The following is a 7850-nucleotide window of genomic DNA, read 5'->3' as shown; positions in this document are numbered from 1 at the left end:
TAAAAGTGTTTGATATAGCTCATTGTCACAAACGTGACGTTTTTAAAACATTGACGAGATATCATGTATCTCTTTATATCGCTTGGCTTTTTGTTCAGTTTTCAAAGAACTTTTTTACTGCCGTTTCAGCAGCGACAAAATTTATTATAGCACATCTGATAATTCTACGCAACAACTTTTTTTAAAATGTTTTAATGTAAGACAACTTAAAATCATTTCAATAAACTTAGTCGATTGCGATAAGAAATATAATATCATAATAAAAATGTCATCGCAAGTACTTTTTTAAAAGAAAGTTTTAACATCAATTCGCTTAAAACTAAATTTAAAAGCACAATGTTTAATAACGACAAAAAATAATATACCACATTATAAATTTCTGCGCAACTATTTGTTTTTATGTTTATGTTTGTGCAACAGATTTATAAATTTACCATAGCTAATAGAAAAATACAAGTTCTTTTCGTGAGTAAAATAATGAAGTTCTATTTGTTTAAGCCTTGGTCCGCATTTATGTTGGTTATGCATTAAGCAAAAATCCAGTTAATCATTGTGACCATAAATAAAAATCGAATTAGTTTAATACTAAGGAAGGTTTTTGAAATGACGGTCGTAGTTCACTTATTACCTTCGCATCCACCAGTTACTAAATATAATAAAAGCAATAACAACTATTAATACGAACCATATAAACCAACCAGGAGTATTTTGCAATCCCATAAATATCGATATTGTTATCCTCTCCTTATAATTGAAACTAGTTAAAAATACGTTCTTTTTATTAAGAAAATTTTGCTTACTTACATATTTTATTTAATAGATGCTGATATCTATAGAAACTCTTCATCACCTATACCTGTGTCGTATCAAAATTTCATATATACTTTTGTTTCTTCTATATAATAAATGTTGTGTTTGATGTAATATTTATATCCTTCATTATGGTTAAGACTAACGTTTGCCCAATCATATAATTAGTCAAAGAATAGATACTATTATAATTAGGATAAAACAAAGCCATAACTACTACAAAAATGATGTTAATACACTAAACGTAGCTTTCATACAATAACTTTACTTAGTACTAAATGAATCGAAGCTCTTTCAACTTAAATTGGTTATCATTATAGTAGGAGCTAATTACTAGAATAACATCTCTCCTTTTATTTCAAACCATATATTCTCTATAATCGCTAAAAATACGACTGCTAATATGAAAGCAGTTATAGAGAGTAAAACCTTTTTTCGTAAGCTCGTATTAATACGAATATATAACTTACTTATCAGGCTAACAAGCAATATAAAGATAGGAACTGTTATACATGTAGCTATTAAGTCAACAAGAGTAATGATTTGCTAATGTATGGGTCAGAAATAGACGCCAAAAGAAGTAGTGCGGTAAATAAGATGAATTGATAAAAATAAAATCTTACAAGACTCATTGATGGCGTCCCCTTTTAATTCTTTCTATATACTGTTATGTAGAGTATAGTATAAATCCTCAATGTGAAAATAAAATAAACTTTTAAGCCAACTTGTCTTACTTGTTTGCAGGTGTTAATTCTAGTATAAAATAATAGAAACACTGAAATCACAGAAACAAAAAACACACCCCAATTGTTAGATGTGTCTAACAATTGGGGTGCAGTTCAAAATAGGACTGCTTTTATTGACTTACATATTTCACTTTTGTCTTTTTTCGTTTTAACATGAATTTATTTTACGACGCTTAAAATCGGTTGTGTTTCAAATAATGGTTGTAAACGAAACCAAACATTATACAATATTTGCTTTTGATAAACGTATGCAACTGTTTTTTTGCAATGACAGGCTTTTAAGGAAGTTATTTGTTTTCCTTATCATATAATGTTGAATTTGTTCTTTGTAAAACAATGTTTTATTTTTGATTTGTGCTTGAATATCTTCACTTAAAGTAATTGAAAATTGTGCAACTGCAAATTCTTCATTTCCACAATACTCTCTAATCATCATAACAAATCACCTACTTTTTCCCTTTCTACTATTATTACATATTTTCTTTACAAAATCTTAATAAAAAATTTACATCAACAAATTTTTTATCCAACATCCCATCCAAAGCAAATAGACCTTTATCTAAAAAGATAAAGATCCAATAGATTTTTTTTATAACAATTGTTAGACTTGTTTTTTACTTGATATTCTTTATTATATTGCGCGTAATAATATTTGCTACAATTTTGTTTTAAAAACATTCTGTATATATCAGGAAAACACTTTTCGCTAATCTACTATATTAGAAAAATAAATAAGCCAAACCACAAATGATTTAGCTTGTTTATTGACAGTCTATTTAATAACTAATACCTTTAAACAGAACCCTGTAAAAGCACTTCTAGTTATCACTTTTATTTTTTAAAATGTAAAGTTCTCTCTCCAATTTACTAACCTTATCGGCGATAAAATCGACATCGATTATTCTTGATTCATTGGTTAATTCAAAATGTCCACCAACACCTTCAAGTTTTGCTTCGATAGTATCAAATCGATTATGCATTTCTGATTTAAAACCATGAATATCCGATTTCATATCATGCATTTCTGATTTAAGACCATGAAAATTTGAACTCATATCATGCATATCTGATTTAAATTCATGCATTTCTGTTTGAACACCATGAATATCTGATTTCATATCATGCATATCTGATTTCATACTCTGCACTTCTGTTTTAACACCATGAATATCTGATTTCATATCATGCATATCTGACTTCATACTTTCCACATCTGTTTTAACACCATGAATATCTGATTTCATATCATGCATATCTGATTTCATACTCTTCATTTCTTTACTTATTTCTGTAAGTAAATTATGAATTTGCTTGTCCATATTATCACCTCTCCAACTGATTATAATAGATAATTATTAAACAAGCATTACTTAATTGTTAAGAATCCCCCACTGAATATTAACGTTATATACTGGAAAAAAAACGAAGAGCTGATGAACCTTTACTTCGCTAGTCCCTCTCCTTCTGTTGATTTGACATCAAACGTTAGCGTATATTTTCGTCCTGTGTTTCCTTGTATTATATCCTCAAGCAAATTGCTATACCTTTCCTCAACCCACTCTCGTTGAAACTCGTTGTCTGTTACAATAATTAGTCTGTCTGTATTTAATTCCTTGTATGCTGTTAAATTAGCAAGCCATATCTCAAAGCTTGATTTTGAGATTTTCTCTTTCGCAATCACTAGCACATCGTTAAAGAGGTCAGATGCATCCTCCACATCTGGTCGTATATTTTTTATTGCATTTTCTTTATTAGATTGAATAGCATCGGTTGGTTCACTATGTACTCTTTCTAAACGATGAATTGTGGCTTCATGTCTATTAACTTTTTCAGATAAAAGCCTTATTTCGGTTTTTAAGCTATCAATAACGTTTTCATATTTTTGTTCCATGTTTGCCATCTGGAAAACTAATTTATGAATAGTCGCATAAAGACTCTCTTTATCATCGGCAGTAGTGTCTTCCTTCTTGTCAGATCCATCAACTTTAATTTGATTTTTCATCTAAATTCCCCTTCCATAAAAAGTAAATCACAAAACGATTTTAGATATGTCTTCAAACTTTTTGTTCTAATTTTTTGACCAGAGTTCTTCTAATGCTCGATATTAGCTTTGGCTTTTTTTATAGATTTAATTGTTTTTGCTAATATTGAAAAGTTATTATAACACGACTTCAATTAACCAAGCTCCCTATAGGTTTTCTAACACTAAAACACAGAAAAACACTTATATTATGCCATTTGATACCGCTTTCAATAAACATTACTTTTATACTATTCTAGGTCCCACAGCTCCAGTAAATCCATGCTCCAAAAAATGAGACAAATATACCTAAAAATTTTTTTGATATTTTTTTATTTTACCTATTGAAAATTATAAAATTAGTTGTTAATCTATAGAAGCGTTATTGGAAAGCAAAATATTCAATATATCACTTCTTTCCATGCAGATAATACTGACCACTTCCACACAAAGGAAGTCAAGGCCATACGGACAGCCGGGTCTAATGCCGATTGGCAACTTAGTTGCCTTATTGATTGAGTTAAAAGCTCAAATTTTATAAGTTGGTTACTTTATAACCAGTGCATCTGCACAACAACTTGTGAAACGGTCAATAAGAGTGCTAAAAGTAATTATTTGCTATAGACTCTGTACCTATTATGATATATTTTGAATATTAAAAGCTTCCATATACTATTTTAGACTTTTATCGTAGACACTACATCTGTCTATTTTATGGTATACTTATGCTTTTTAATAGGATTGAATATGTCTTAAGCAAGTGTTGCGCTCATGCTGCGTATTACACTTGCTTTTTTTGTTCGTTTCAAAATTTTTTTAAAAGGGTAATGTCCTACATAGTTGTCTTCTTTCTAATGACAGACCCTTACTTTCGAAAATTTATTATGTTAGGAGTTATGTGAAATGGGAAAAGCACTTATTATCGGTTGTGGTGGTGTAGCATCTGTAGCTATCCACAAATGCGTTCAAAACAGTGAAGTATTTGAAGAAATCTGCATCGCTAGTCGTACAAAATCAAAATGTGATGATCTTAAAGCGAAACTAGATGGCGGTAAAACAAAAATTACGACTGCACAAGTTGATGCAGATAATGTTGATGAGCTTATTGCTTTAATTGAAGAAGTTAAGCCTGATATCGTAATGAACTTAGCGTTACCATACCAAGATTTAACGATCATGGATGCTTGCCTTGCAACGAAAACACACTATTTAGATACAGCAAATTATGAGCCAGAAGATACGGCTAAATTTGAATATAAATGGCAATGGGAATACCGTGAGCGCTTTGAAAAAGCTGGAATTACTGCACTTTTAGGAAGTGGATTTGACCCTGGTGTAACGGGCGTATTCTCTGCTCATGCTCTAAAACATCACTTTGATGAAATCGAGTATATCGATATTCTTGATTGTAATGCTGGAGACCACGGCTATCCGTTTGCTACAAACTTCAATCCAGAAATCAACATTCGTGAAGTATCTGCAAATGGTCGCTATTGGGAAAATGGTGAATGGGTTGAAACGAAGCCAATGGAAATTAAACGCGTATACAACTTCCCTGAAGTTGGCGAAAAAGATATGTATTTATTATATCACGAAGAGCTTGAGTCTCTTGCGCAAAACATCCCTGGCTTAAAGCGCATTCGCTTTTTCATGACGTTCGGTGAGAGCTACTTAACTCACTTAAAGTGCCTTGAAAATGTCGGCTTAACATCAATTGAGCCGATCGAATACGAAGGAAAACAAATCGTACCACTTCAGTTCTTAAAAGCGTTATTACCTGACCCTGCTACTCTTGGACCACGTACAAAAGGAAAAACAAACATCGGTTGTATTTTCCAAGGAAAAAAAGACGGTAAAGACAAAACGTATTATGTTTACAATGTTTGTGATCACGAAGCGTGCTACCAAGAAGTAGGCTCACAAGCTGTATCTTACACTACTGGAGTTCCTGCGATGATCGGTGCGATGATGATCATGACTGGTAAGTGGAACAAACCAGGCGTATACAATATCGAAGAATTTGATCCAGATCCATTCATGGAAGCATTAAACAAATGGGGACTACCATGGAAAGAAAGCTTTGACCCTGAGCTTGTAGATGGAAAGCCTGTAAAACAAAAAGAGCCGGAGCTTGTTCGTTAAATGAAGTTTGAAGAACTACCGACACCATGCTATGTAATAGATGAAGCACTTCTTGAAAGAAATTTACAAATCTTAAATGGGGTCATGCAACGCACAGGATGTAAAATTGTTTTAGCACAAAAAGCATTTTCCATGTCTTACTATTACCCTCTCATTGGAGAGTATTTAAGTGGGACTACAGCTAGCGGTTTATACGAAGCTCGTCTAGGTTACGAAGAAATGGGCAAAGAGAATCATGTCTTTGCCCCTGCCTATCGTGAAGATGAAATCGATGAAATTATTTCGATTTGCGACCATATTATTTTTAATTCCTTTTCACAGTTAGAAAGGTTCAAACATAAAGCACTTGAGGCTGGTAAAAAAGTCGGCTTGCGTATTAATCCGCAATGCTCGACACAGGTTGGACATGAGATCTATGACCCTTGTTCCCCTGGTTCAAGATTTGGTGCTTTAGCCGAAGATTTTCGTCCTGAGTTGCTAGAAGGCGTAACTGGATTACATTTTCACACCCTTTGTCAGCAAAACTCTGATGATTTAGAGACAACACTTCAAGCTGTTGAGGAAAAATTTAGCCAATGGCTACCGCAAATGGAATGGATTAATTTCGGAGGCGGCCACCATATTACTAGAGAAGACTATGACATCCAATTACTAGAATCTTGTATTAAAAGAATGCAAGATAACTATGGCTTAACAGTCTATCTAGAGCCTGGAGAAGCTGTTGCTTTAAATGCTGGCTACTTTGTTGCTTCGGTACTTGAAACGCATAAAAACGGAATTGATATTGCCATTCTTGACACATCCGCAACTTGTCATATGCCAGATGTATTGGAAATGCCTTACCGTCCTCCCCTATTCGGTTCTGGAGAGGTTGGCGAAAAGCCGTTTACATATCGACTTGCTGGGCAAACGTGTTTAACAGGAGACGTCATCGGTGATTACTCGTTTGATGAGCCCCTAAAAAATGGTGATCGATTAGTTTTTGGTGATATGGCCATTTACACGATGGTTAAAACAACGACATTTAACGGTATGCCATTACCTGCTATTGCTGTAAAGGATAAAAATGGTGATTGTAAAGTCGTTCGCGAATTTGGCTATGAAAACTTCAAAACAAGACTCGCATAAGCAAAGTCATAGACAGGATGGCACATGGTAACAACATGTCCTCCTGATTTTGACTTCGCGTTGAGGGAGACTCATAGTGTCTACGTACTCACACACTATCGTTGCTGCTAAGTAATATAGCATTGATATCCTGTTGTTGAGTGCGTGCGTGACACTTTCAATTGAGTCTCCCTATTTTATAGGATTTTCTTGTTATAATTGGCTCTTTGGCACATGGAATAACCTAATTTAATCCATCATCATGCTCTAATCTGCCTTTTGAACATAAAATTACCTAATTTATCCATTCTTTTGCTCCAATCTGCTCTTTAGAACACAAAATTACCTAAACTATCCATCCTCTTGCTCCAATCGGCTCTTTACTACATTAATCAACCTGATTTTCTCCATATTACTGTTTCAATCCTCATCTATGCTAGAATCGATAGTTAAATTCTGGTTTTTCATGGTATAATCTACGAGACGGATTAACTATTTTTTTAAGGCTGATCTAGCTGTCTTTGCGCTTTTGAATTCTCCTCTTTTACTCTCTTTTCTCAAGAGAAATTCTAAAAGGTTGAACTTTTTAAAAGATACAATTTCCGCTACTCGAAACAAAATAATACATACAAAAAAACTAAACTAGTATACAAAAAAGGAGTTATGAACGATGCAATATATCATTACAGCTTATGACGGCACTGACGAAAAAGCCCTCGATCGAAGGCTTGCAGCTAGAGAAGACCATTTAAATGGCGTTGAAGAAAGATTTGCAAAAGGCGAACATTTATATGGTGCTGCTCTTCTTGATGATGACGGAAAAATGATCGGTTCCGTCATAGTCGTAGACTATCCGTCTAGAGTAGAATTAGATGAATGGTTGAAGGTCGAACCATATGTTGTAAAAGACGTATGGCATAAAATTGATATCCAACCATGCAAAGTAGCCCCTACATTTATGGAGCTATATAAATAAAATCAGGGTCTGCTCCCTTTTTTTAGGGGAACAGACCCTCTTTTATTTT

The 7850-nt window shown here is 33.3% G+C and carries 7 protein-coding genes; 4 read left to right on the top strand and 3 right to left on the bottom strand.

Translation table 11 applies throughout. The features are described 5' to 3' along the window. Positions 1–185: hypothetical protein (locus GKP30_RS20730; RefSeq protein WP_216831376.1), on the top strand; the 185-nt coding region annotated here is incomplete at its 5' end. 1591 nt (positions 186–1776) lie between these two features. Here the strand turns inward: GKP30_RS20730 and GKP30_RS20725 are convergent. The 3 genes from GKP30_RS20725 to GKP30_RS20715 all read right to left on the bottom strand — a co-directional run bounded on the left by GKP30_RS20725 (position 1777) and on the right by GKP30_RS20715 (position 3558). Next, entirely contained in the window at positions 1777–1992 is a 216-nt protein-coding gene (locus GKP30_RS20725; protein WP_216831375.1) for a hypothetical protein, read from the bottom strand. A gap of 382 nt (positions 1993–2374) precedes the next feature. Further along, positions 2375–2875, bottom strand: coding sequence for a CCDC90 family protein (locus GKP30_RS23630; RefSeq protein WP_236035265.1), 501 nt, complete (start codon positions 2873–2875; stop codon positions 2375–2377). 122 nt (positions 2876–2997) lie between these two features. Beyond that, positions 2998–3558, bottom strand: coding sequence for a DnaA N-terminal domain-containing protein (locus tag GKP30_RS20715; RefSeq protein ID WP_216831374.1), 561 nt, complete (start codon positions 3556–3558; stop codon positions 2998–3000). A gap of 921 nt (positions 3559–4479) precedes the next feature. On the opposite strand from GKP30_RS20715, the gene GKP30_RS20710 reads away from it, so the two are divergent. The 3 genes from GKP30_RS20710 (at position 4480) to GKP30_RS20700 (ending at position 7801) form a co-directional block, all read left to right on the top strand. Continuing rightward, a complete protein-coding gene (locus tag GKP30_RS20710; RefSeq protein ID WP_216831373.1) occupies positions 4480–5718 on the top strand; it encodes a saccharopine dehydrogenase family protein in 1239 nt (412 codons plus the stop codon). Then, on the top strand, positions 5719–6846 hold the full coding sequence (gene nspC, locus GKP30_RS20705; protein WP_216831372.1) for a carboxynorspermidine decarboxylase: 1128 nt from the start codon (positions 5719–5721) through the stop codon (positions 6844–6846). Between the two features lie 649 nt (positions 6847–7495). Beyond that, complete coding sequence (locus GKP30_RS20700) at positions 7496–7801, top strand: YciI family protein (protein ID WP_216831371.1); 306 nt, start codon at positions 7496–7498, stop codon at positions 7799–7801. Positions 7802–7850 lie beyond the last annotated feature (49 nt).

The sequence above is a fragment of the Alkalihalobacterium elongatum genome, assembly GCF_019024285.1.
Lineage (GTDB): Bacteria > Bacillota > Bacilli > Bacillales > Bacillaceae_F > Alkalihalobacterium > Alkalihalobacterium elongatum.
The sequence above is the reverse complement of the archived record's forward strand: the minus strand, read 5'-3'. Positions and strand labels throughout refer to the sequence as shown.